Genomic DNA, 22,535 nt, shown 5'->3' with positions numbered 1-22,535 from the left:
AAACCCTGTATGAGCCGCCCAACCGAAAGAGGCAGCGCCTTTTGGCCTGCTGCCTGCAACGCTCCCGAGACCAAAACATGAAAATCCGCAATATCGCGATCATCGCGCACGTCGACCATGGAAAAACCACCCTCGTCGATCAGCTCCTGAAACAGTCCGGCTCGTTCCGCGACAACCAGCGTGTCGCCGAGCGCGCCATGGATTCGAACGATCTCGAAAAGGAACGCGGCATCACCATCCTGGCCAAGGCGACCTCGGTCGACTGGAAGGGCACCCGCATCAACATCGTCGACACGCCCGGCCACGCCGACTTCGGCGGTGAGGTCGAGCGCATCCTGTCGATGGTGGATTCGGCCATCGTGCTGGTCGACGCCGCCGAGGGGCCGATGCCGCAGACCAAATTCGTCGTCGGCAAGGCGCTCAAGGTCGGACTGAAGCCGATCGTCGTCATCAACAAGATCGACCGGCCGGATGCTCGCCACGTCGAGGTGGTCAACGAGGTGTTCGACCTGTTTGCCGCGCTTGACGCGACCGACGAGCAGCTCGACTTCCCGATCCTTTACGGTTCGGGCCGTGACGGCTGGGTCTCCGAAAACCCCGAAGGTCCGAAGGACCAGGCTCTGGCGCCGCTGTTCGACCTCGTCATCAAGCACGTGCCGGCGCCGACCGTTCATCCTGGCCCGTTCCGCATGATCGGCACCATTCTGGAAGCCAATCCGTTCCTCGGCCGCATCATCACCGGCCGTATCGAATCCGGCACGCTGAAATCCAACCAGGCGGTCAAGGTGCTGCACCATGATGGCACCCAGGTCGAAACCGGCCGCATCTCGAAGATCCTTGCTTTTCGCGGGCTCGAGCGCCAGCCCATCGACGAAGCGCAGGCAGGCGACATCGTCGCCATCGCCGGCTTGTCGAAAGGCACCGTCGCCGACACGTTCTGCGACCTGTCGGTGACCGAGCCGCTGCACGCGCAGCCTATCGATCCGCCGACGGTGACGATGTCGTTCCTGGTCAACGATTCACCGCTGGCGGGCACCGAAGGCGACAAGGTGACCAGCCGCGTCATCCGGGACCGCCTGCTGCGCGAGGCCGAAGGCAATGTCGCGCTGAAGATCGAGGAATCGCCGGACAAGGATTCGTTCTTCGTCTCCGGACGCGGCGAATTGCAGCTGGCCGTGCTGATCGAGACGATGCGCCGCGAAGGTTTTGAGATCGCCGTGTCGCGGCCGCGCGTCGTCATGCAGAAGGGCGAGAACGGCGAATTGCTGGAGCCGGTCGAGGAAGTCGTCATCGACGTTGACGAGGAGCATGCCGGCGTCGTCGTGCAAAAAATGTCGGAGCGCAAGGCCGAGATGGTCGAGCTGCGCCCTTCGGGCGGCAATCGCCAGCGCATCGTTTTCCACGCGCCGACGCGCGGCCTGATCGGCTACCAGTCGGAACTGCTGACCGACACGCGCGGCACCGCCGTGATGAACCGGCTGTTCCATGCCTATGAGCCTTACAAGGGTGAGCTGCCGGGCCGCACCAACGGCGTGCTGATCTCCAACGAACAGGGTGAATCGGTGGCCTATGCCATGTGGAACCTGGAAGACCGCGGCCCGATGGTCATCGACCCCGGCGTCAAGGTCTATCAGGGCATGATCATCGGCATCCATTCCAGGGACAACGACCTCGAAGTCAACGTGCTCAAGGGCAAGAAGCTGACGAACATCCGCGCCGCCGGCAAGGACGAGGCAGTGAAGCTGACGCCGCCGATCCGCATGACGCTGGAACGCGCGCTGGCCTGGATCCAGGACGACGAGCTGGTCGAAGTGACGCCGAAAACCATCCGCCTGCGCAAGCTCTATCTCGACCCGAACGAGCGCAAGCGTTTCGAGAAGTCGGCGAAAGTGGTCGGCGCGGCGTAAGCCACTTTTCTCAGCCATTATGAGGGAGGGAGCACGTGCGTGCTTCCTCCCTCTATCTTACCCGCCGGCAGCCGCGATAATGCCGTCCCGGTCTGGATTACTAGACAGGTCGATGCGGATCGCCGTTCCCGCTCGGGCTGGCCTGCGCAAGGCTTTGGCCCCGTCCGGACCAACGGCCAGCAATCGCTTCTCTTCCCAAACCTGAAGCCGCGATCGCGAGATACCGAGTTCGTTGGCGAGCAACCGGTCGAGCCGCAGCGCTGTCGGCATTTCGAGCTGGAGTTCGAGGCCGGCGGTGTTTTCCGGCCTGTCCCCGAGCACCTGCTTATGAACGGCGGCTTCAGGAAATTCCTCGACGCGCCCGATCCTGCTTCGCAATGCGGCAATATCGAAAGCATGGCGCCGCGCCAGGACCGGATCGTTGCATTCGAGCGCCTGCAGCAGGGCCGGCTCGATGTCGCGGCGATTGCAGCGCTCCAGAATGCCGAAATTCCAGGAATTGTCGCAATCGATGCACCGGTAGATCAACCAGGCATCAATGCGTTTGCCATTAGCATTGACCCGGAATTTGCCGCTGCAGCGATAGGCTTTCAGGCCGCCGCAGCGATTGCAGTTGAGGTGAGGTCGCGGTGCGGTCTTGGGCGCGATCGCCCAGCGGATACGCAGTATCGAAGGCATGCCGAAAAGCCCTTCCCGTCGGGAAGTTCGTCAGATCGGCGATGTCGAGATGCCCCTGCGGGCACGGCGTGGCGAGAGACTGCGGCAGTTGGAAATAAGCGTCGCGGGTGATTGTGCGCGACAGCGGTTCAGCAGTGCCAAACCGGTCTCGAACCGCCACCCTGAGGAACACATGATGTGAAAACAGGCGCCGCGACTGCGACGCCCTGCTCTGTGTTGGGGGAGTTGGCGAGACCGGCGGTTACGTAGGCAAAGTGAAGCTCCAAATGATGTCGGGACGACATTTCTAGCCGCGAGGTGCCCAGCCGACAAGCCTTCTTTCGGTAGACGCTACCGTCGTCGGAACAGTTGGGTTATGTTGAATGACTCCAAAAGTTTCTAACGAGATCCGCGTCATGCATTTCACGTCGCTTCTGATTTTTGCCGGCGCCCTGCTTGTTGCCGCCGGCTCGCCGGGCCCGTCGATTGCCGCACTTGTGGCGCGGGTCATCGCAAAAGGGTTTCGCGACGTGTTTCCGTTCCTGCTTGCCATGTGGATTGGCGAAGCGATCTGGCTGTCACTGGCGGTGTTTGGCCTCGCCGTGGTGGCGCAGACGTTCCACTTCGCCTTTGTCGTCGTGAAATGGGTTGGCGTCGTCTATCTCGCCTGGCTTGCCTGGAAGATGTGGACGGCACCGGTCGAGGCAAAAGAAGGCTCGCTGCCGCGCGACGATTCGCCCGTCAGACTGTTCTTTGCCGGCATGGCGGTGACGCTCGGCAACCCCAAGATCATGATGTTCTATCTGGCGCTGCTGCCGACCATCATCGATCTCGGTTCAGTCCGCGTGATCGGCTGGGTCGAGCTGACGGCGACCATGGCCGTGGTGCTGGTCGCCATCGATTTGACATGGGTGCTCGCCGCATCGCAGGCGCGCAAGCTCTTGAGGAGCAAGCGGGCGATGAAGATCGCCAACCGCATCAGCGCCGGCACCATGGCCGGCGCTGCGGCGGCGATCGCGGCGCGGTCCTGAGCCGGCGCGTCAACCCATTTCAATTATCGGTGCGATCTCGACGCTGAAACCCGGGTCCGTCAGGATAGGACAATCCTTGGCTTTGCCGACGGCATCGTCGATGTCTTTCGCTTCGATGATGGTGTAACCGGCGGTTGGATTGCTGCCGCCATTGTTCTCGACCTTGCCGCCGGGCAGCAGGGTCTTCGACATGCCGACTGGATTGCCACCGTCGACCACGGCTGAGCCAAGCTTGCCGTACCAGCCGTTCCAGGCATCCATCGCTGCCTTCCGTTCGGCCTCCTCGGTCGGCATCTTGCCCGAGCCGTGATAGACGTAGAGAAATTTCGCCATGTTCTCCTCCTTTGATCGGCGGCATCGAACCGGCATGCGGTCATGCCGCATGCCGATCATCGGACCAAACCGGCAAACAAGCAACGAGAATGCGATGTAGCTAATATATACGACCGCGGTGCCCTATCGCGCCATCGCGTGATATTCATCGTTCGGCCGCATATCGATCGCCGATGCCAGCCGGTTCGACATGTTGAAGAACGCGGCAGTCGAGGCGATATCCCAGATGTCGCGGTCGGAAAAGCCCACTTGCCGCAGCGCCGCCCGGTCGGCTGCGACGATCTTTGCCGGCTGCTCGGTCAGCTTCACCGCGAATTCGAGCATGGCGCGCTGCCTGTCTGACAGCTCGGCGGCGCGAAAATTCATCACCATCATCTCGCCGAAGGCCGGGTCGCCGGAAAGCTGGCGCACCGCCGCGCCATGTGCAACCAGGCAATAATAGCAATGGTTGACCGATGAGACGACCACCGCGATCATCTCTCGCTCCAGCTTCGACAGGCCGGATTCACCCAGCATCAAATCATTGTACATGTCGGTGAAAGCGCGCAGCTTCTTCTCGTCGAAGGCGTAGGCGAGCAGCACATTGGGAACGAGGCCGAGCTTCTCCCGGCATTTGGCGAAATAGGCGTTGGTCGCTTCGCTCAGCTCCGCCGGTGCGAGGTCAAGCGCGGTGATTTTGTCTGTCATAGGGGATTTCTCCTCGTTTTCCGCCAGGCTGCCGGTGAATTCCGACATTTCGTCGCAAGCCGTCAAACCTTTGTCGCCAAATACCCGTCATCTGCTACGATAGTTGTAAAAACATGACGGGAGGGAATTAGCTCATGGCCGGCCTGAAATCCGCAAGCCAGTTGAAAAAGATGAGTCCGGCCAAGGGCAGCGAAAAGCCCGGCAGGCTTGCCGACTACTTGCTGGCCCGAGCTCCGGCCGAAGATGTCGCCGCCTACGACGTCATCGATCTCGAACGCGCTGCCGAACTCGCCGGTCGCGCTGTCGCCCGGCACAAGAAGGACGACTGCGTCGTTGCCATAGACGTCGATTCGGGTGTCGTCCGCCAGGGCCGGCCGATGACGGTGATCACCGTCGTCAACGACAACATGCCGTTCCTGTTCGATTCCGTCCTCGGTGAGATTACAGAGAGCGCCGGCGAGCCGCTGCTGGTTACCCACCCGGTCATCGTGGTCAGGCACGGCAAGAACGGCGTCGAGGAAATCCTCGGCGATGGCGGTTATGCCAAGGGCGAGCACAGCCATGACCGGCTGAGCGTCATCCATGTCCATATCGGCCGCCTTTCGGCCGAGCAGGCCGAAGGCCTTTCCGCACGCCTGACGAAGCTGCTCGGTCAGGTGCGCGCCGCCGTCATCGACTGGAAGCCGATGCTTGCCCGCCTCGACCAGGCGATCTCGGAATTCCGCTACTCGCCGGTGCCGCTCGACAAGGCCCATGTCACCGAGGCGATCGCCTTCCTCGAATGGCTGCGCGACGACAATTTCACCTTTCTAGGCATGCGTGAATTCAAATACACCGGCGGCGAGAAGAGCGGCATGCTCGAGCGTGCCGAAAAGCCCGGCCTCGGCATCCTTTCCGATCCCGACGTGCTGGTGCTCAGGCGTGGCACCGAAGCGGTGAGCACGACGCCGGAAATCCGCGCCTTCCTGCATGGGCCGGAACCGCTGATCGTCACCAAGGCCAACGCCAAGTCATCGGTGCACCGCCGCATCTACCTCGACTACATCGGCGTCAAGACCTACACCGGCAAAGGGGTGCTTTCGGGCGAGCTGCGCATCGTCGGACTGTTCACCTCGACTGCCTATACGCGCTCGGTGATGAAAATCCCCTATCTGCGCTCGAAGGCCGAAACCGTCATTGCCAAATCCGGCTTCAATCCCGGCGACCACTCAGGCAAAGCATTGATCAACGTGCTGGAGAGCTATCCGCGCGACGAGTTGTTCCAGGTTCCGGTGCCGATCCTGCGCAAGCATGCCGAAGCCATACTGGGCTTGATCGAGCGGCCGCGCGTCAGGGCATTGGTGCGTGTCGACCAGTTCGACCGCTTCGTCTCCGTGCTCGTCTTCGTGCCGCGCGACCGCTACGACAGCGTCGTGCGCGAGAAGATCGGCACCTATCTGAAGACCGTCTTCGAAGGCCGGCTGTCGGCCTATTATCCGGCCTTCCCGGAAGGCGGGCTGGCGCGCGTCCATTTCATCATCGGCCGCTCCGGCGGCAAGACGCCGAAGGTCGAGCAGGCGACGATCGAGGCGGCGATTCGCGACATCGTACGGACCTGGGACGATGCACTGCGCGAGACCGCGACCGAGACCGGCGCCGAAGCGAGACTCACGGCCATCGCCTCGCGCTTTTCGGAAAGTTATCGCGACAGTTTCCCGCCGGCCGTGGCGCTGGCCGATGCCGGGCGCATCGCCAGGCTCGATGCGTCGAATCCGATCGCCATCGACTATTACCGTCACGCCGTCCAGAAGCCGCATCAGGCGGCGTTGAAGATCTATCACCATGGCAGCCCGGTGGCGCTGTCGCGGCGCGTGCCCGTGCTGGAAAACATCGGTTTTCGCGTCATCAGCGAGCGTACTTTCGAGGTCGGCGACAATCAATCCGGCATGGTCTTCATCCACGATATGGAACTTGAGAACAGCTACGGCAGGCCGATCGACCTCGGCAATGGCGGCGCGCTGTTCGAGGACGCGTTCCTTTCCGTCTGGCGCGGCAATGTCGACAATGACGGCTATAACGGCCTCGCCCAGACCGCAGGCCTGTGGTCGGGCGAGATCACCGTCCTGCGCGCCTATGGCCGCTATCTGCAGCAGGCCGGTATCCCGCAGAGCCAGGATTTCATCGCCGCCGCACTCAACCGCTATTCCGAGATCGCCCGCGGACTGCATGCGCTGTTCGTCGCCCGCCTCGGCCCGACGGCTGAGACGGAAGGCGTCGTTCAGGCCAAACATCTGAAGGCCAAGATCACGGATGCGCTGGAAGACGTTCCCAACATCGACGACGACACCATCATCCGCCGTTATCTGAACCTGATCGAAGCCTCGCTGCGCACCAATCATTTCGTTGCCGATACGAAAGAGAAGGGCCAATCACTGGCGATCAAGCTCGATTCGCAATCGGTCGACGGGCTGCCGGCGCCGCGGCCATGGCGCGAGATCTTCGTCTACGGCTCCGAGGTCGAGGGCGTGCATCTGCGCTTCGGCCCGGTCGCGCGCGGCGGCCTGCGCTGGTCGGACCGTGCCCAGGACTATCGCACCGAGGTGCTCGGCCTGGTCAAGGCACAGCAGGTCAAGAATGCGGTGATCGTGCCCGTTGGCGCCAAGGGCGGCTTCTACCCGAAAAAGCTGCCGATGAGCGCCGGGCGCGACGCCATTTTCGAGGCCGGCACGGCCGCCTACAAGAATTACGTTTCCAGCCTGTTGTCGATCACCGACAATATCGGCCTGGACGGCGTCATCCCGCCAGCCGGCGTGGTGCGGCGCGATCAGGATGATCCGTATTTCGTCGTCGCCGCGGACAAGGGAACGGCGACCTTCTCGGACACCGCCAACGCCATAAGCGAAAGGCACGGCTTCTGGCTCGACGACGCTTTCGCCAGCGGCGGTTCGGCCGGATACGACCACAAGAAGATGGGCATCACCGCGAAGGGCGCCTGGGAAGCAGTCAAGCGGCATTTCCGCGAGATGAACCGCGACATCCAAACCACGCCGTTCACTGTCGTCGGCGTCGGCGACATGTCGGGCGACGTGTTCGGCAACGGCATGCTGCTGTCGGAGCAGACCCGGCTGATCGCCGCCTTTGATCATCGCGACATCTTCATCGATCCCGATCCCGACATGGCGGCTTCGATGGCCGAGCGCCGGCGTATGTTCGCTCTCGCCCGTTCAAGCTGGCAGGATTACGACAAGACGAAGCTGTCGGAGGGCGGCATCATCGTCTCGCGCAGCCAGAAGTCGATCACCTTGCCGGCGCCCGCGGCTGCGGCGATCGGCCTCGGCAAGACAACGGCCACGCCAGTCGAGATCATGAGTGCCATTCTCAAGGCGCCGGCAGACCTTTTGTGGTTTGGCGGCATCGGCACCTATGTCAGGGCATCGGGCGAGACCAACCAGGACGTCGGCGACCGTGCCAATGACGCGATCCGCATCACCGCGCTCGACTTGCGTGCCAAGGTCATCGGTGAGGGGGCCAATCTCGGCGTCACGCAGCGGGCGCGCATCGAATTCGGATTGAATGGCGGCCGCTGCAACTCAGATGCGATCGACAATTCGGGCGGCGTGAATTGCTCCGACGTCGAGGTCAACATCAAGATCGCGCTGGCTTCCGCCATGCGCAAGGGATCGCTGACCCGGCCGGCGCGCAACAAATTGCTGGCCGAGATGACCGATGAGGTCAGCGCCCTGGTGCTGTCCAACAATTACCAGCAGACGCTGGCGCTGTCCCTTGCCCGTAAGCGCGGGCTCGCCGACATCGCCCATCAGAGCCGCTTCATGGCGGCGCTGGAGGCGCGCGGACTGCTCGACCGTGCCGTCGAGGCGCTGCCGTCGCCGGCGGCCTTTGCCGAGCGCGAGACGCGCGGTGAGCCGCTGACCCGGGCCGAGCTCGGCGTGCTGCTCGCCTATGCCAAGATCGTGCTGTTTTCCGATATCGTCGCCAGCGACGTGCCGGACGATCCGCATTTCGACCGTGATCTGATGGGCTATTTCCCCGATCGCATGGCGAAGAAATATGCGGGAGAAATCCACGGCCATCGGCTGCGCCGCGAGATCATCGCCCGTGTCGTCGCCAATGATCTGGTCAATCGCGGCGGCCCGTCCTTCGTCAACAGGCTGCAGGAAGCGACTGGCCGCAGTGCCGCCGATGTCGTGCGCACCTTCGCCGTGGTGCGGGATGGCTTTGCGCTGCCGGCGCTCTACCGGCAGATCGACGCGCTCGACAACCAGATCGACGGACAGATCCAGCTCGACCTCTATCAGGCGGTCAGCCGGCTGATCTATGTGACCAGCGGCTGGTACCTGAAGAACGATACCGGCACCGCACCGCTCGGGCAGCGGATCGCCGAGTTGCAGGATGCGCGCAAGGCGCTGGAGCCGAAGCTCGTTTCGCTGCTGCCGGCCTTCTCTCGCGAGCGGATCGAGGAGCGGCGGCACGGCCTGTCGAAGGGCGGCGCGCCCGAGAGCCTTGCCGAGCAACTGGCGTTGACCGATGTGGCGGAGCTCATCCCCGACATTGCGCTGACGGCGCGGACGGCAAATGCCAGCATCGTCGCTGCCGCCAAGGCGTTTTTTGCAGTCAGCGATGTCTTCCGCATCCCGCGCGTCGAAGATGCGGCGCGCTCGATCACGCCCTCGGATTATTATGATCAACTGGCGCTTTTCCGCGCCACCGACACGATCGGCGCGGCCAGGCGCGGCATCGCCGTGGCGGCACTCACCAGTCATGCCGAGGCGGCGGATCCGGTGACAGCATGGCTGGAGGCCGGCGGCGAACGGGTCGGACGCATCCGCGAGCGGCTGCAGGCTCTGACCGAGGGCGGCGACATCACCGTGTCCCGGCTGTCGGTGGCGTCCGGCCTGATGAGTGATCTGACGGCGCTGTGAGACGTCTTCACATCGCGCGGTATTGCCGGGAAGAACTGCGCTATAGAGCGAACGGCGCGCTGCTTTGGGGCGCCGGAGCATGATCGCGAACGTAACGATCGGCTTTTGGACAAGATCGTGCTCAACAACAAGACGGAGCATCATGCCGATTCGATCGGCACGGAGCAAGCTCCAGCGGAGGGGACATGGCTGAGATCGCAGTGCAGCGTGCGTCGGGACGCGGCATCTGGGGATGGATGCTGTTCGACTGGGCGGCCCAGCCGTTCTTCACGGTCGTCACCACCTTCATCTTCGGTCCTTATTTCGTCTCGCGCATGGCCAGCAATCCGGAGACGGGGCAAGCGGCCTGGGGCTACGGCATTGCCGCCGCCGGCCTCGTCATCGCCGTTTTGTCGCCGATCCTCGGCTCGATCGCCGATCAGACCGGACCACGCAAACCGTGGATAGCCTTCTTCGCCGCGGTCAAGATCACCAGCCTCACCTTGCTGTGGTTCGCCGCGCCCGGCTCCAACCTTTTTCTGGTCGTGGCGTTGTTCTCGCTGGCATCGGTCGCGGCTGAATTCTCGACCGTGTTCAATGACTCGATGATGCCGCGCCTGGTGCCGAAGAGCGACATCGGCAGGATCTCGAACATGGCTTGGGGGCTCGGCTATCTCGGTGGCATGATCGCGCTAATCTTCGTCGTTACCGTCATGGCCGGCTCGCCTGAAACCGGCAAGACCGTCGTCGGGCTCGACCCGATCTTCGGCCTTGACCCCAGGCTCGGCGAGGACGCGCGCGCCACCGGACCGTTGTCGGCGGCCTGGTATTTCCTGTTCATCCTGCCGATGTTCTTTTTCACGCCTGATGCGATCAAAGGCATTCCAATCGGGCCGGCGGTGCGCGAGGGCCTGTCGGAACTGAAGTCGACGCTAGCCGAAGTAAGCAAGCGCAGCGGTATTTTTCGCTTTCTCGTCGCCCGCATGATCTATCAGGACGGCGTCAACGCGCTGCTGGCGCTGGGCGGAACGTTTGCGGCGGCAATGTTCCATTGGTCGATCACAGAGATCGGCCTGTTCGGCATCATCCTCAACGTCGTTGCCGTCGTCGGCTGCGTGGTTGCCGCACGCCTCGACACTGCACTGGGTTCCAAGACCATAGTGATGATTTCGCTGGTCATGCTGAGCATTGCCACGATCGGCATCGTCTCGACCGGCCCGGGCTATACGCTGTTCGGCGCCTGGGTGATGCCCGGACTGGACGGCGGCGGACTGTTCGGCACGGCGGCGGAAAAAGCCTACATTTTCTACGGCCTGCTGATCGGGCTTGCCTTCGGGCCGGTGCAGGCATCGTCGCGCTCCTACATGGCGCGCAGCGTCTCCGCAGCCGAATCCGGCCGCTATTTCGGCATCTATGCGCTGGCCGGTCGGGCAACAAGTTTTGCAGCGCCCTTCATGGTGGCCACGATCACCCTGGCCAGCGGCTCGGCGCGGCTCGGAATGGCGGCGATCGTGCTGTTCCTCGGCGCAGGCATGGCGATCCTGATCGGCACGCCCTATCCGGCGGATCGGCCGGCGGAGTGAGCTGCTCTTCCCTTCTCCCACAGGGGGGAGGGAGTTCAATGCCGGAAGTGCCTCACTCCGGTGAAGACCATGGCAATGCCGTGAGCGTCGGCGGCGGCGATGACGTCGTCGTCGCGCATCGAGCCGCCGGGCTGGATGACGGCGGTGGCGCCGGCTTCGATTGCCGACAAAAGCCCATCCGCGAACGGGAAAAAGGCATCCGAGGCGACGACCGAGCCCTTGGTCAAAGGCTCCGTCAGACCGGCAGCGTCGGCCGCGTCGAGCGCCTTGCGCGCGGCGATGCGCGAGGAATCGACACGGCTCATCTGGCCGGCGCCGATGCCGACGGTGGCGCCGTCCCTGGCATAGACGATCGCGTTCGACTTGACGTGCTTTGCCACGCGAAAGGCGAATTTCAGATTGGCCATTTCGGCCGGCGTCGGAGCGCGCCGGGTCACCACCTTCAGCTCGAGGTCATCCACCACCGCATTGTCGCGGCCCTGGACGAGCAAGCCGCCAGCAACCGATTTCAAGCCAAGGCCCGCCGCGCGCGGGTCGGGCAGGCCGCCGGTGACCAGCAGGCGTAGATTCTTCTTGACGCCAATGATGCGGATTGCATCATCGGACGCCTCCGGTGCGATGATCACTTCGGTAAAGGTCTTGACGATCTCTTCGGCGGCTGCGGCATCGAGGATACGGTTCATGGCGACGATGCCGCCGTAGGCCGAGACAGGGTCGCAGGCCAGCGCCTTGGCATAGGCCGCTTGCAGCGAAGCGCCTTCGGCGACGCCGCACGGGTTGGCGTGCTTGATGATGGCTACCGCTGCGGAGCGGGTCGGATCGAACTCGCCGACCAGCTCGAAGGCGGCGTCGGTATCGTTGATGTTGTTGTAGGAAAGCTGCTTGCCCTGAAGCTGGCGTGCCGTGGCGACGCCCGGCCGCCTGTCGCCGTTGACATAGAAGCCGGCGCCCTGATGCGGGTTTTCGCCGTAGCGCATCACCGACTGCAGCCTGCCGCCGAAGGCGCGCCATGTCGGATGCTCGATCTCCAGCGCCTCGGCGAACCATCCCGAGATCGCCGCATCGTAGCTGGCGGTGCGGGCAAAGGCCTTGGCTGCCAACTTCTTGCGGAAATCCAGCGACAACGAGCCGAAATTCATCTCCAGCGCGTTGAGCACCGAGGCATAGTCGTCAGGGTCGGTGACGATGCCGACATAAGCGTGGTTCTTGGCAGAGGCACGGATCATCGCCGGGCCGCCGATGTCGATGTTCTCGACGATCGCCGCGTAGTCGGCGCCGGAGCGGCGCACCTCTTCGAACGGATAAAGATTGGAGACGACGAGATCGATCGGCTCGATGCCGTGGTCGCGCATCGCCGCGGCGTGCTCTGGATCGTCGCGCACGCCAAGCAGTGCACCATGCACCGACGGGTGCAGCGTCTTGACGCGCCCGTCCATGATCTCGGGAAAGCCGGTGAGCTCGGATACGTCGCGCACCGCCATGCCCGCATCGGCGAGGGCCTTTGCCGTGCCGCCGGTCGAGACCAGCTCGACGCCGGCCGAAGCCAGCGCCCTGGCGAAATCGATCAGGCCGGTCTTGTCGAAGACGGAGAGCAGCGCGCGACGGATGGGTACAAGGTCGGGCGCGGGAATATTCTTGGCGGCGACGGCCATGGGCTGGCGGCCTTTCCACGTGTGGTTGGAGAGCGTCCGCGGGCCGTAGCATATGAGGCCCGGAAATCAAGCCGCAAGGCTTGATCAGTGTCTGCCGTTGCCACCAGCTTCAGCTTTTTCCTGACGGCCGGCGATAATTGTCCGCGTTAATTGCCAATGGACCTCGGGAATCTCCGAGGCCTTGAAGGCAAGCACGATCTGGCGGCTGCGGCGTGGGCCGCCAAGCCCGGCGAAATAGATCGATTCCTCGACCTCGGGTGCCACTTCGGTGGAGGTAAACACCCAGGTGTCGGCGTGGTCGGCGGTCAGCACCAGACGGTCATGCTCATCCTGGAGCACGTTTATGTCGGGATGGACATGGAAACGCACTGTAACGAAATCACGGCCATTGTTGCGGATAGAAGCGCCGCCCGGCCGCAGGAAGCGGTCCCTGCCGGCAAGCACATTGCCCTCGGTCGACAATTTCAGCTCGCGCTCATGCAGGAAGCCGAAGCGCGCCACATAGCCGTCATGGCGGGCGATGAAGCCCTGGCTGCCCTTCTGGTCGGTGCGCTTGCAAGGCACATGCTGCGGCCCGCCTATCAAAGGCGTGCCGAGCAGGTCGTTGACGCGCAAGGAGTGGTTGAAGCGCGCCGACGACGTGTCGTTGATGGTAGCGGTGGAGTGGGCGGCGGTGGCGCGGGCAAGCGGCCGGAACTCGGCGGCACCATAGGTGTCTATGCCGGCATTGACGATATAATGCTGGCGGCCCGACGACAATTCGAAGGCGAGGCATCCGGCGTGAGCAGCATTGGACACGTCGACGGGCGGCGGCGGGCCGGTATCGGCGATCACCGTGACACCACCCATCGACAGGCGCTCATAACCCGAATGCGGCGCGTGCAGCAGTGGTGCGCCGGCGGTGTCGTCGTGATGCAGGATGCTGGCGATGCGGTCGTGGATGGTGGCGCCCATGCCGTTGAAGCGGGCAAGGCTGCCATCCTGATGGCGAAAGAAGCGCAGTGCCGGCAGCATCCGGTCGATGGCGCCGATCAGGGCGGCCGGCGGTGTCTCGGCCTGATTGGCGTATGTCTGGCGCAACGGCAGAAGGTCGGCGAGGATTTCAAGCACGGTCATCGGATTACGCGAGATATGGCCGCCGTCAGGCAGGATCTGGCGGTCGAGCTCCTCGGCGAGATTGCGGGTGGCACCGCGCAGCGCCGAGGCCGGCGCCGGCAGCGACAAAGCGGCAAAGGCCAGCGCAATGCGGGCGCGCAGCCTGTCCTTGCCGTCCGGCATCTCGCGCACCATGGCGCGCAGATAGCGGATCTGGACGGCAAGCGATTTCAGGAACGCACGGTAGAACGGAAACTCGGCGCCCTGCAACACGATCGAGGAATGCTGCAGCCAGGCAATGACACGCTTGGCCGTCGTGCCGGGCTCCCAGGCGACGCCGGAAATATGGCTGCCATGGATTGCAATCCAGTCGGAAACCAACGCCCGCGCGTTGGCGGCGGCGAGTTCCGTACCCGCGGCACGCATATGGCGCAGCCAGCGAAAGCCGTGCAGCGTCTTTTGCCAGCCGGGATTGGGCACGTCGATCTGGAAGGGCGATTTGCCGCCGGTCTCGACCAGATGCCCCGAAAGCGGATAGCGGCCGTAATAGATCTCGAGTGCGATCTGAGGATCGGCGAGTCGCAGGTCCGGCGGGGCAATCAGGACGCGCTCCGGCGTGCGGCCGGAGTAACGCCAGCGATAGAGTGGCCCGGCACGCAAGCGTCGGCGCGTCTTGCGCCAGAACTCCCTCGCGACAAGCGTCCACAGACGCGTCGTGTTACCGGCAGCGATTGCCAAAACCCCTCCTGATCGTCCTCACCCAAGCACAAGTTTATATGATTCAAGAACTTGTGCGAAGGCGAATTCCGCGGCAGTGGGGCCGTTCAGCCTGTTTTCCATGCCTCCTCGCCCCAAGAAGTCGGATGGCGCTTCAAGATCGGCCCTTAGCCGGCTCTGCGCATGCGGGCGGCAAAGAAACCGTCCAGCCCGGAACGCGCCGGTGAGCCAAGCTCCAGATCGGCAGGCGTGGTGCGCAACGTGCCTTGCGGCGTCAGGAATGGGTCGATGCCGGCAATCTCGCCCGGCCGAAGCGGGTCGTCGATGATCTCCGCATTGCCGGCGAGAAAGTCGCGATAGAGCTCTTCGCCTTCCAGCGGATCGAGCGAACAGTTGGAAAAGACGATGCGACCGCCAGGCTTGACCAAGGTGATGGCGCGGGCAAGCAGCCGGCGTTGCAGGTCGGCCAATTTTTCGACGTCGACCGCCGTCTTCGTCCAGGGAACGTCGGGATGCCGCCGCACCGTGCCGGTCGAAGAGCAAGGTGCGTCGAGGAGGACGGCGTCGAAGCGGTTCTTCGGCTCGTATTTGAGCAGATCGGCCTCGACGATCTCCGCGGCCAAGCCGAGCCTTTCGAGGTTCTGCGTCAGCCGTGCCAGCCGCGTTCTGGACATGTCGAGCGCAGTGACATGGGCGCCGGCGAGGATCAGCTGGGCGGTCTTGCCGCCCGGCGCGGCGCAGAGGTCGGCGATTCGCAAACAATTGATGTCGCCGAACAGCCGGGCCGGCAGGCTGGCCGCTGCATCCTGAACCCACCAGGCGCCTTCCCCAAAGCCGGGCAGTTCGGTCACGGAAGCGCTGAGCTTCTCGACCCGCACCGTGCCGGTCGGTAAGACGAAGCCGCCGAGCCGTTCGGCCCACAGCGCCGGGTCCGACTTGACCGAGAAGTCGACCGGCGCCTCATGGCGGTGGGCGAGCAGTATCTGCCTGGCCTTGTCGAGGCCGTAGACCGTTTTCAAACGGTCGGAAAACCATTTTGGTGCCTCGTCGGTTGCGGCAATTGCGGTCGCGAGCTCGTCCTGCTTGGACCGCGCCAGCGTACGCAGCACGCCGTTGACGAGGCCGGAAAAGCGCGCCGTGCGCGGATCGGACTTGGCGTGGGTGACGGCGAGGTCGACGGCGGCGCTGTCGGGAACATCGAGGAACAGGATCTGTGCCGCCGCTACATGCAAGATGTGCGAAAGCGCAGTGGCGTTGGGCGGCAGCGGCTTTTCCAGGCGGCGGGCCAAAAGGCCTGATATGGTCATGCGGTAGCGCAGGGCGGTGACCAGAATGGCGCGTACCAGGGCGCGGTCGCGCAGGTCGAGCGCCTTGTATTGCGGATGGCCGTTTTCATGGTCGGTCAGCCCGTCGAGCGGCGTCCTCGCGTCGATGACGGCGGCAAGCAGGCGCGCGGCTGCCTTGCGCGCGGCGAGACCGGCTACGGCCTCGCTGCCCGAATTGTGCTCGCGATCACCTGGAATTGCGTGCCGGCGTTGTGCTGCGCTCACGACCCCGGACCTTTGGGTCCGGTCGGATTGCGTCCCCAGGGATTGGGTCTCGGCTTGGCCGGCTCAGGCGGCCTCTCGGGCCGGGCGGCCCTGTCCCACGGACCCGACGGCTGCTGCCCGGTCCCTTCCGGCGCCGGCTTTGGCGTCGCGGCCGCTTCGGGTGCGCCGGCCATCTCGCTCGCCATCCTCTGCAATGCGGCGATGCGGTTTTCTGTGCTCGGGTGAGTGGAAAACAAACTGTCCATGCGCTCGCCGGAAAGAGGATTGATGATGAAGAGATGGGCGGTTGCCGGATTGCGCTCGGCATCCGGGTTGCGGATGCGTTCGGCGCCCCGCGCGATCTTGTCAAGTGCCGAGGCGAGCCACAGCGGGTGTCCACAGATTTCGGCCCCGCGCCGGTCGGCCTCGTATTCGCGGGTGCGGCTCACCGCCATCTGCACGATCATGGCGGCCAGGGGCGCGACGATCATCGCCACCAGCACGCCGACGATGCCGAAGGAATTGTTGTTGTCGCGGTTGCCGCCGAAGAAGAAAGCGAAATTGCCGAGCATCGAAATTGCGCCGGCAAAGGTCGCGACGATCGTCATGGTCAGCGTGTCGCGGTGCTGCACATGGGCAAGCTCATGCGCCATCACCGCCGCGACTTCTTCATGTGAGAGCTGCTCGAGCAGGCCGGTGCTGGCGGCGACAGCGGCATTTTGCGGATTGCGGCCGGTGGCGAAGGCATTGGGCTGAGGATTGTCGATGAGATAGGTTCTCGGCATCGGCAGGCCGGCGCGTTGCGCGAGACCCTTCACGATGGCGTAATATTCGGGCGCGTTGCTTTCGTTGACCTCGATCGCACGGTGCATCGACAGCACCATCTTGTCGGCGTTCCAATAGCTGAACAAATTGGTGCCGGCGGCGATCAGCAAGGCGATCATCATGCCGCCGGATCCGCCGACCAGATAGCCGACACCCATGAACAGGGCCGTCATTGCGGCCAAAAGCATGGCGGTGCGAAGGGTGTTCATCGTCTGCTCCGTTCTGGCCCAACAAGGGGGTCGATCCTTGTGGGCCCATCGCTATATGATGGGAAACAGCGGTTCCCGTTTCAATCGGGGCCTGTTTCAATCTAGCGGAAGATCGCATGATCGACAAAACCAGCCAAACGCATGCTAACGGCTCGCCGCACAAGCCACTGACGCCGGCAGCCCGGCGCGCCTTGGCCGAGGCCGAGGCCCGGCGGGAGCAATATCACGAGAAGGAAGCCACGCTGCCGAGGGAGATCGGTGGGCGCGGCGGCAAGGAACCCGGCCGCTACGGCGACTGGGAGGTCAAGGGCCTGACCAGCGACTTTTAGCCCAGGCAGGGTGCTGGCTAAGCAGGGTACCAGCTAAGCAGGCTGGGCGGCCCGCTCCGCTTCGATGGCAATCCAGCCGCTGGCATCGACGGCGACGCCGATCGCGTCATAGCCGGCGATGGCGGCATGCGGCGTCTCCAACGGATGCCGGTGCGTGGCGCTGATCACGACGACCGCGGCGCCCGCGGCCTCGGCTGCTGCTATGCCTGCCGGTGCGTCTTCGAAGACGAGGCAATCGCGCACGTCGACGCCGAGCCGTTCGGCCGCCAGCCGGAAGCAGTCGGGCGCCGGCTTGCCGCGGGAGACATCCTCTGCCGCAACGATCACGGCGGGAGCCGGAATGCCGGCGGCCTGCAGGCGCAGCAGAGCGAGTTCACGGGGCGCCGAAGTGGCGATCGCCCAGCTCCCGGGCGGCAGCGACGCCAGGAATGCCGCGGCGCCGGTAATCGGGTGGATGCCTTCGACGTCGGCTGCTTCGGCCTGCAAAAGCGCATCGGCTTCGCGGGCAGGATCGATCCCTGGGAGCGCCAGCCGGCCGATGGTCTCGATCGCCCGCACGCCGTGGATGGTCGGCAGGAATGCAGCGACGTCAAGACCTTGCCGGTGCGCCCAGGCTGCCCAGACCCTTTCCGCCGCGGCAATCGAATTGAGAATCGTGCCGTCCATATCGAACAGGAAGGCCGCGAATTTTCTGCCTGCAAACATCGGTTTTCCCGGGGTCATCTTGGAAGGATTATTTCGAAGGGAGCATATCGATCGACCGTAACGTTGCCGCGTCCGTATGGGAAGCCGCGAGACCTCGTTTTCGACGTTCGCAAGGAACCGCGCGCACTCTCCTGCGTTGACCAGCACTATCTTCCATGACGATCGCAGGGGAGGGCGATGCTGATTCGGCTCGGCTATGAAATTGGCATTGAATGCGTTGCACCAACGCCGGTCGTTTCATTGCTCGACATCCACGGGGATCGTCAGACAGACATCAAGCGGCAGACGCGCGTACTGACGTCGCCATCCGTGCCGACCAGGGTCTACCACGATCTTTTCGGCAATAGCTGCCGCCGCTTCACGGCGCCGGCAGGAAGCTTTCGCATCCTCTATGACGCGGTGATCGAGGACGGTGGCGAGACGGACGAGGTCAACACGCTGGCCGGGGAAGTCCCGGTCGCGGAATTGCCGGACGAGGTGCTCGGCTATCTGCTTGGCAGCCGTTACTGCGAGACCGATCATCTCAGCGATCTCGCCTGGCAACTTTTCGGCCAGCTTCCGCCGGGTTGGGCGCGGGTGCAGGCGATCGTCGACTATGTCCACAACCGCCTGTCCTTTGGCTACGGCTATGCGCGCCCGACCCGCACGGCGGCGCAGGCGCATGAGGAGCGCGTCGGCGTCTGCCGCGACTTTGCCCATCTGGCGATCACGCTGTGCCGCTGCATGAATATCCCGGCCCGTTACGTGAACGGCTATCTCGGCGATATCGGCGTGCCCGCCGATCCGGCGCCGATGGATTTCTCGGCGTGGGTGGAAGTGTTCCTCGGCGGCAGATGGTACACGTTCGATCCTCGCCACAATGTGCCGAGGATCGGCCGCGTCGTCATAGCGCGCGGCCGTGACGCCACCGACGTGCCGCTGCTGCATAGTTTCGGCCCGCATCGACTCAGCCGGTTCAAGGTCTGGACGCACGAGCAGGAAGGCAATCTCTTCAAGCCGCCCTATCGCGGCGTCGACAAGACCGTCAGCGCACGGATGCTGGCATAGTCCTTTCACAGTCCAGATTTCCATCTCCCGCTACCGCGGTCGTGCTGAACCGGTTCGATACATCTCGTCTGTACCGGATTGGGACGCAGTCCAGTCGTCCTGAATTGCGAGCCTGATCATGGTAAGCGCTTTGTCAACAAAGCCGCGCTGACGCGACTTTCATTTACCGGCTGTTTACCTTGCCGTCGCTTGAAACCGTTTGGAAACAATGGCCTGAGCGAGAGCCGCTCGCTTTCTCGCGCCTGGCGGCGCGATCCGGCCGGATTCCTGCAATGCGCCTTCGGACAGCTGCAGGCTGTGGCGATGGAGGCGGAAGGAATGCAGCGTTTCGGGGGTCTTGTTCAGGCGATCGGCGGCTTTGCCGGGGATCGCAGCGGAAATTTCGCGGTGCTGTTTGGTATAATCAGCTCGGTGCTGGCGCTGAGTGTCGGCTTTGCCGTCAACGTGTCCCAACTCTACAATGTGAAATCGAGCCTGCAAGGCGTCGTCGACGCTGCGGTCACCTCGACGGCGCGCGACCTGACAACCGGCGTCATCAGCGAGGCCGACGCCAGCAAATCGGTGCAGGCCTTTCTCGATGCCAACAGCACGGCGGGTATCCTGCAGGACAACCAGATCGTTCTCGACAAGCTGACCGTCGACCGGACTGCAAACACGGTTCAGGCGGATGTCCATGTCAATGTCAGCTACTATTTCCCGCTTTTCGGCACGAGTGGCATGCAAAGCGTTCCCGCATCGACGATGGCGCTCTATTCGGACAAGCAGATCGAAGTCGCAATGATGCTCGATGTGACCGGGTCGATGGCCGGCCAGAAAATCATCGATCTGCGGACGGCTGCGGCGAATGCCGTCGACAGTTTCCTGGGCGGTCAGGACCCCTCCAAGCCACGAGTGCGGGTTGCCATCGTGCCTTACGCAAATTCGGTGAATGCGGGTACACTTGCGCCCAGCAGCGTCTATGTGGAAACCAGCACCAGCCAACGCAAACAGGCGCCGGCCAATGACGCCGTGCAATATATCTCGGGCTTCATCCGTCCGGACAATTGCGCCACCGAACGCAAGGGGATCTATCAATATTCGGACGCGGGCCCCGACGCCAGCATGGTCAACCGCGACTACCTGCTGTCGTCCTTCGCTTGGCAAACCGGCACCGCCGCCTGCCCGGCCGCCACGCTGATGCCGCTGACGGCGGATGCGACGGCGCTCAAGACGGTCATCAAGAATTTCGTCGCATCCGGCGGCACCGCCGGCCATATCGGCGTGCAGTGGACCTGGTACATGCTGTCGGAGAACTGGGGTAGCATCATGAGGACTTCGCAACGGCCGGCCAAGATGGATCCAAAAAAGGTCGCCAAAATCGCGATCCTGATGACCGACGGCGAATTCAACCTATCCTACTTCGATGCGAGCACGGTGAGCGACGTTTACAATGACGCCGGTAAGGAGCCGACCCGCACGGCCGCCAAGACACTCTGCGCTGCCATGCGCAACAAGGGCATTGAGATATTCACCATTGGGTTTGACCTAAACGAAACGAATGCCAAGGCGACGCTCCAGGATTGCGCCAGCCCGGACACCGCCAAGATCAAGCACTTTTATCAGGCGGCCAATGGAACCGAACTCAACCAGGCTTTCCAGGATATAGCGCGCAACGTCGAGATGTTGACCGTAACCAGATAGGGGACAACAGCCCAAAGGAAAAGGCCGCCGCTTCTTGCGAAGTCGGCGGCCTTCCGTGTTTCCGTCCATGGCGCGGCTCCTGGCGGCGACACTGGTCGCCAGCCGCGCATCTCGCGCCTTAACGGGAAGACTGCTTCCCGAAAGTGCAATCCGCTGAGGCCACGTTCTGGAAAACGAAATCACTCGACATCGGATCACCTCCTTTCGATTTGTTGAACACTCCCCCATGATGGGGTGTCACCCGGGAAATGGCAAGGCGCGGCATCCAAAAATCCTGAACAAGCGTGCTTGCGCACCCAGGCGGCTTGCGGCCGGCCGATCTGGCAGGCAAGATCGGGCCGCTATTGTTCCGGGCCACTATTTTGCCGGGTAAGGGAGGACGGGGATGGAGGCAGCCGAGAGAGCGGCCCGGATTGTTCGGACGGTCATCGAAACGATGAAGCCGGGTTTTGCGGTGAGGCTGTGGACGGGCGAGCGGATCGGCCCGGCTGCCGGCCCGGTGCTCACCATCAACGACCAGGACATCGTCTGGCAGATCGTACGTCGGCCCTCTTTATCGACGCTGATCGAGATGTGGATTGCCAAGGCGGTCGACGTCGAAGACGGATCGCTGTTCGATTTCTATGCCTTGCCCACGCACGGCAAGCTCAGGACGAAGCTCAAGACACTGCCGAAGCTGGCGATCCTGCGCGACCTGCCGGCGGTGCTGTTTTCGCGAAAACAGATGACGGCGCGAACCGATCTTTCCGGCCGCAATCCTTACGTCAGCGGTTCGAGCAAGGAGGCGATCCAGCATCACTACGACATTTCCAACGCATTCTACCGGCTCTTCCTCGACGAGCGCATGGTCTATAGCTGCGGCTACTTCAAGGACTTCGCCAACGATATCGATCAGGCGCAGAGAGACAAGCTCGACCATATCTGCCGCAAGCTTCGGCTGAAGCCCGGCGACAGATTGCTCGACATCGGCTGCGGCTGGGGAGCGATGCTCATCCATGCCGTGAAGAATTATGGCGTCGTCGGCCACGGCGTTTCGCTATCGGAGGCACAGACCGAGTTCGCCCGCGAACGCATCCGCGCTGAGGGGCTGGAGGATCGCATCACCATCGAGATAAAGTCCTATGCCGAGCTGTCCGGTTCCTTCGACAAGATCTCGTCGATCGGCATGTTCGAACATCTGGGGCTTGCCAACCATGCCGCCTATTTTTCGACCATCCATCGCCTGCTCAAACCCGGCGGCATCTATCTGCACCATGCCATCACCCGCCGCGACAAGGGCAGCATGAAGAAGACGCTGCGCAAGGGGCCGGAATTCAAAGCGCTGATCAAATACATTTTTCCGGGCGGCGAACTCGATACGATCGGCATGACGCTCGGCAATCTCGAGGCGCACGGCTTCCTCATTTATGACGTCGAAAACTTGCGCGAGCACTATGCGCGCACCTGCCGGCTATGGGCCGAGCGCCTCCACGCACGCTTTGACGAGGCCATCGCCGAGGTCGGCGAATCCAAGGCGCGGCTCTGGCTGCTTTATCTCACCGGCTGCTCGATTACCTTCGAACGCGCCTCGGCGCAGATTTTCCAGACCGTCGCCACCAGGCGCGCGCGCGGCCCAAGCGGCCTGCCGCCGACGCGGGCGGATTTATACTAA

General features: G+C 63.3%; 16 protein-coding genes. 8 read left to right on the top strand and 8 right to left on the bottom strand.

What is annotated here, in order from left to right; all coding sequences use genetic code 11:
- Positions 1-77 precede the first annotated feature (77 nt).
- Positions 78-1,907: a translational GTPase TypA gene (typA, locus tag NKH37_RS04310; protein WP_023719738.1), complete on the top strand. Its 1,830-nt coding sequence runs from the start codon at positions 78-80 to the stop codon at positions 1,905-1,907.
- Between the two features lie 57 nt (positions 1,908-1,964).
- Here typA and NKH37_RS04305 read toward each other — a convergent pair whose 3' ends face one another.
- Positions 1,965-2,585: a DUF1062 domain-containing protein gene (locus NKH37_RS04305; RefSeq protein ID WP_353003971.1), complete on the bottom strand. Its 621-nt coding sequence runs from the start codon at positions 2,583-2,585 to the stop codon at positions 1,965-1,967.
- Positions 2,586-2,980: 395 nt separating this feature from the next.
- On the opposite strand from NKH37_RS04305, the gene NKH37_RS04300 reads away from it, so the two are divergent.
- Positions 2,981-3,595 carry a LysE family translocator gene (locus NKH37_RS04300; RefSeq protein WP_023719736.1) on the top strand — a complete coding sequence of 205 codons (615 nt, stop codon included), beginning with the start codon at positions 2,981-2,983 and terminating at the stop codon, positions 3,593-3,595.
- A 9-nt stretch (positions 3,596-3,604) separates the two neighbouring features.
- Here NKH37_RS04300 and NKH37_RS04295 read toward each other — a convergent pair whose 3' ends face one another.
- Positions 3,605-3,928, bottom strand: coding sequence for a YciI family protein (locus NKH37_RS04295; RefSeq protein ID WP_023678126.1), 324 nt, complete (start codon positions 3,926-3,928; stop codon positions 3,605-3,607).
- A 123-nt stretch (positions 3,929-4,051) separates the two neighbouring features.
- Positions 4,052-4,615 carry a peroxidase-related enzyme gene (locus NKH37_RS04290; protein WP_023719735.1) on the bottom strand — a complete coding sequence of 188 codons (564 nt, stop codon included), beginning with the start codon at positions 4,613-4,615 and terminating at the stop codon, positions 4,052-4,054.
- Positions 4,616-4,749: 134 nt separating this feature from the next.
- Here NKH37_RS04290 and NKH37_RS04285 point away from each other — a divergent pair, with 134 nt between their 5' ends.
- The gene (locus tag NKH37_RS04285; protein ID WP_353003968.1) at positions 4,750-9,534 is read left to right on the top strand and encodes an NAD-glutamate dehydrogenase; all 4,785 of its coding nucleotides are present in this window, start codon (positions 4,750-4,752) and stop codon (positions 9,532-9,534) included.
- 185 nt (positions 9,535-9,719) lie between these two features.
- Entirely contained in the window at positions 9,720-11,096 is a 1,377-nt protein-coding gene (locus NKH37_RS04280) for an MFS transporter (protein WP_353003966.1), read from the top strand.
- A 35-nt stretch (positions 11,097-11,131) separates the two neighbouring features.
- Here the strand turns inward: NKH37_RS04280 and purH are convergent, their stop codons facing one another.
- The 4 genes from purH to htpX form a co-directional block, all read right to left on the bottom strand.
- Positions 11,132-12,748: a bifunctional phosphoribosylaminoimidazolecarboxamide formyltransferase/IMP cyclohydrolase gene (purH, locus tag NKH37_RS04275; RefSeq protein WP_352480970.1), complete on the bottom strand. Its 1,617-nt coding sequence runs from the start codon at positions 12,746-12,748 to the stop codon at positions 11,132-11,134.
- An 84-nt stretch (positions 12,749-12,832) separates the two neighbouring features.
- Positions 12,833-14,581 carry a heparinase II/III family protein gene (locus tag NKH37_RS04270; protein ID WP_352480969.1) on the bottom strand — a complete coding sequence of 583 codons (1,749 nt, stop codon included), beginning with the start codon at positions 14,579-14,581 and terminating at the stop codon, positions 12,833-12,835.
- 146 nt (positions 14,582-14,727) lie between these two features.
- Entirely contained in the window at positions 14,728-16,110 is a 1,383-nt protein-coding gene (locus NKH37_RS04265; protein WP_353040815.1) for an RsmB/NOP family class I SAM-dependent RNA methyltransferase, read from the bottom strand.
- Entirely contained in the window at positions 16,107-17,123 is a 1,017-nt protein-coding gene (htpX, locus tag NKH37_RS04260; protein ID WP_353040813.1) for a zinc metalloprotease HtpX, read from the bottom strand. The genes NKH37_RS04265 and htpX overlap by 4 nt, the downstream gene beginning before the upstream one ends.
- Before the next feature lie 116 nt (positions 17,124-17,239).
- On the opposite strand from htpX, the gene NKH37_RS04255 reads away from it, so the two are divergent.
- Positions 17,240-17,452 carry a DUF1674 domain-containing protein gene (locus NKH37_RS04255; protein WP_353003963.1) on the top strand — a complete coding sequence of 71 codons (213 nt, stop codon included), beginning with the start codon at positions 17,240-17,242 and terminating at the stop codon, positions 17,450-17,452.
- Positions 17,453-17,485: 33 nt separating this feature from the next.
- On the opposite strand, the gene NKH37_RS04250 is transcribed toward NKH37_RS04255, so the two are convergent.
- Positions 17,486-18,157, bottom strand: a complete 672-nt coding sequence (locus NKH37_RS04250; protein ID WP_023719726.1) for an HAD-IA family hydrolase — start codon at positions 18,155-18,157, stop codon at positions 17,486-17,488.
- Between the two features lie 177 nt (positions 18,158-18,334).
- Between NKH37_RS04250 and NKH37_RS04245 the strand changes: the two genes are divergently transcribed.
- From NKH37_RS04245 to NKH37_RS04235, 3 genes are all read left to right on the top strand, one after another.
- Complete coding sequence (locus NKH37_RS04245) at positions 18,335-19,204, top strand: transglutaminase-like domain-containing protein (protein ID WP_353003962.1); 870 nt, start codon at positions 18,335-18,337, stop codon at positions 19,202-19,204.
- 318 nt (positions 19,205-19,522) lie between these two features.
- On the top strand, positions 19,523-20,884 hold the full coding sequence (locus tag NKH37_RS04240) for a pilus assembly protein (protein ID WP_023719724.1): 1,362 nt from the start codon (positions 19,523-19,525) through the stop codon (positions 20,882-20,884).
- Positions 20,885-21,269: 385 nt separating this feature from the next.
- Positions 21,270-22,535 carry a class I SAM-dependent methyltransferase gene (locus NKH37_RS04235; RefSeq protein ID WP_023719723.1) on the top strand — a complete coding sequence of 422 codons (1,266 nt, stop codon included), beginning with the start codon at positions 21,270-21,272 and terminating at the stop codon, positions 22,533-22,535.

The organism is Mesorhizobium sp. M1217 (assembly GCF_040318275.1).
Lineage (GTDB): Bacteria > Pseudomonadota > Alphaproteobacteria > Rhizobiales > Rhizobiaceae > Mesorhizobium.
The sequence above is the reverse complement of the archived record's forward strand: the minus strand, read 5'-3'. Positions and strand labels throughout refer to the sequence as shown.

What these genes read in the sequence shown, in the direction of transcription:
- NKH37_RS04235 (WP_023719723.1), top strand. Translation starts at nt 21,270, where the DNA reads ATGGAGGCAGCCGAGAGAGCGGCCCGGATTGTTCGGACGGTCATCGAA.
- NKH37_RS04305 (WP_353003971.1), bottom strand. Translation starts at nt 2,585, where the DNA reads ATGCCTTCGATACTGCGTATCCGCTGGGCGATCGCGCCCAAGACCGCA.
- typA (WP_023719738.1), top strand. Translation starts at nt 78, where the DNA reads ATGAAAATCCGCAATATCGCGATCATCGCGCACGTCGACCATGGAAAA.
- htpX (WP_353040813.1), bottom strand. Translation starts at nt 17,123, where the DNA reads ATGAACACCCTTCGCACCGCCATGCTTTTGGCCGCAATGACGGCCCTG.
- NKH37_RS04285 (WP_353003968.1), top strand. Translation starts at nt 4,750, where the DNA reads ATGGCCGGCCTGAAATCCGCAAGCCAGTTGAAAAAGATGAGTCCGGCC.
- NKH37_RS04280 (WP_353003966.1), top strand. Translation starts at nt 9,720, where the DNA reads ATGGCTGAGATCGCAGTGCAGCGTGCGTCGGGACGCGGCATCTGGGGA.
- NKH37_RS04295 (WP_023678126.1), bottom strand. Translation starts at nt 3,928, where the DNA reads ATGGCGAAATTTCTCTACGTCTATCACGGCTCGGGCAAGATGCCGACC.
- NKH37_RS04255 (WP_353003963.1), top strand. Translation starts at nt 17,240, where the DNA reads ATGATCGACAAAACCAGCCAAACGCATGCTAACGGCTCGCCGCACAAG.
- NKH37_RS04245 (WP_353003962.1), top strand. Translation starts at nt 18,335, where the DNA reads ATGCTGATTCGGCTCGGCTATGAAATTGGCATTGAATGCGTTGCACCA.
- NKH37_RS04300 (WP_023719736.1), top strand. Translation starts at nt 2,981, where the DNA reads ATGCATTTCACGTCGCTTCTGATTTTTGCCGGCGCCCTGCTTGTTGCC.
- purH (WP_352480970.1), bottom strand. Translation starts at nt 12,748, where the DNA reads ATGGCCGTCGCCGCCAAGAATATTCCCGCGCCCGACCTTGTACCCATC.
- NKH37_RS04290 (WP_023719735.1), bottom strand. Translation starts at nt 4,615, where the DNA reads ATGACAGACAAAATCACCGCGCTTGACCTCGCACCGGCGGAGCTGAGC.
- NKH37_RS04240 (WP_023719724.1), top strand. Translation starts at nt 19,523, where the DNA reads ATGCAGCGTTTCGGGGGTCTTGTTCAGGCGATCGGCGGCTTTGCCGGG.
- NKH37_RS04250 (WP_023719726.1), bottom strand. Translation starts at nt 18,157, where the DNA reads ATGTTTGCAGGCAGAAAATTCGCGGCCTTCCTGTTCGATATGGACGGC.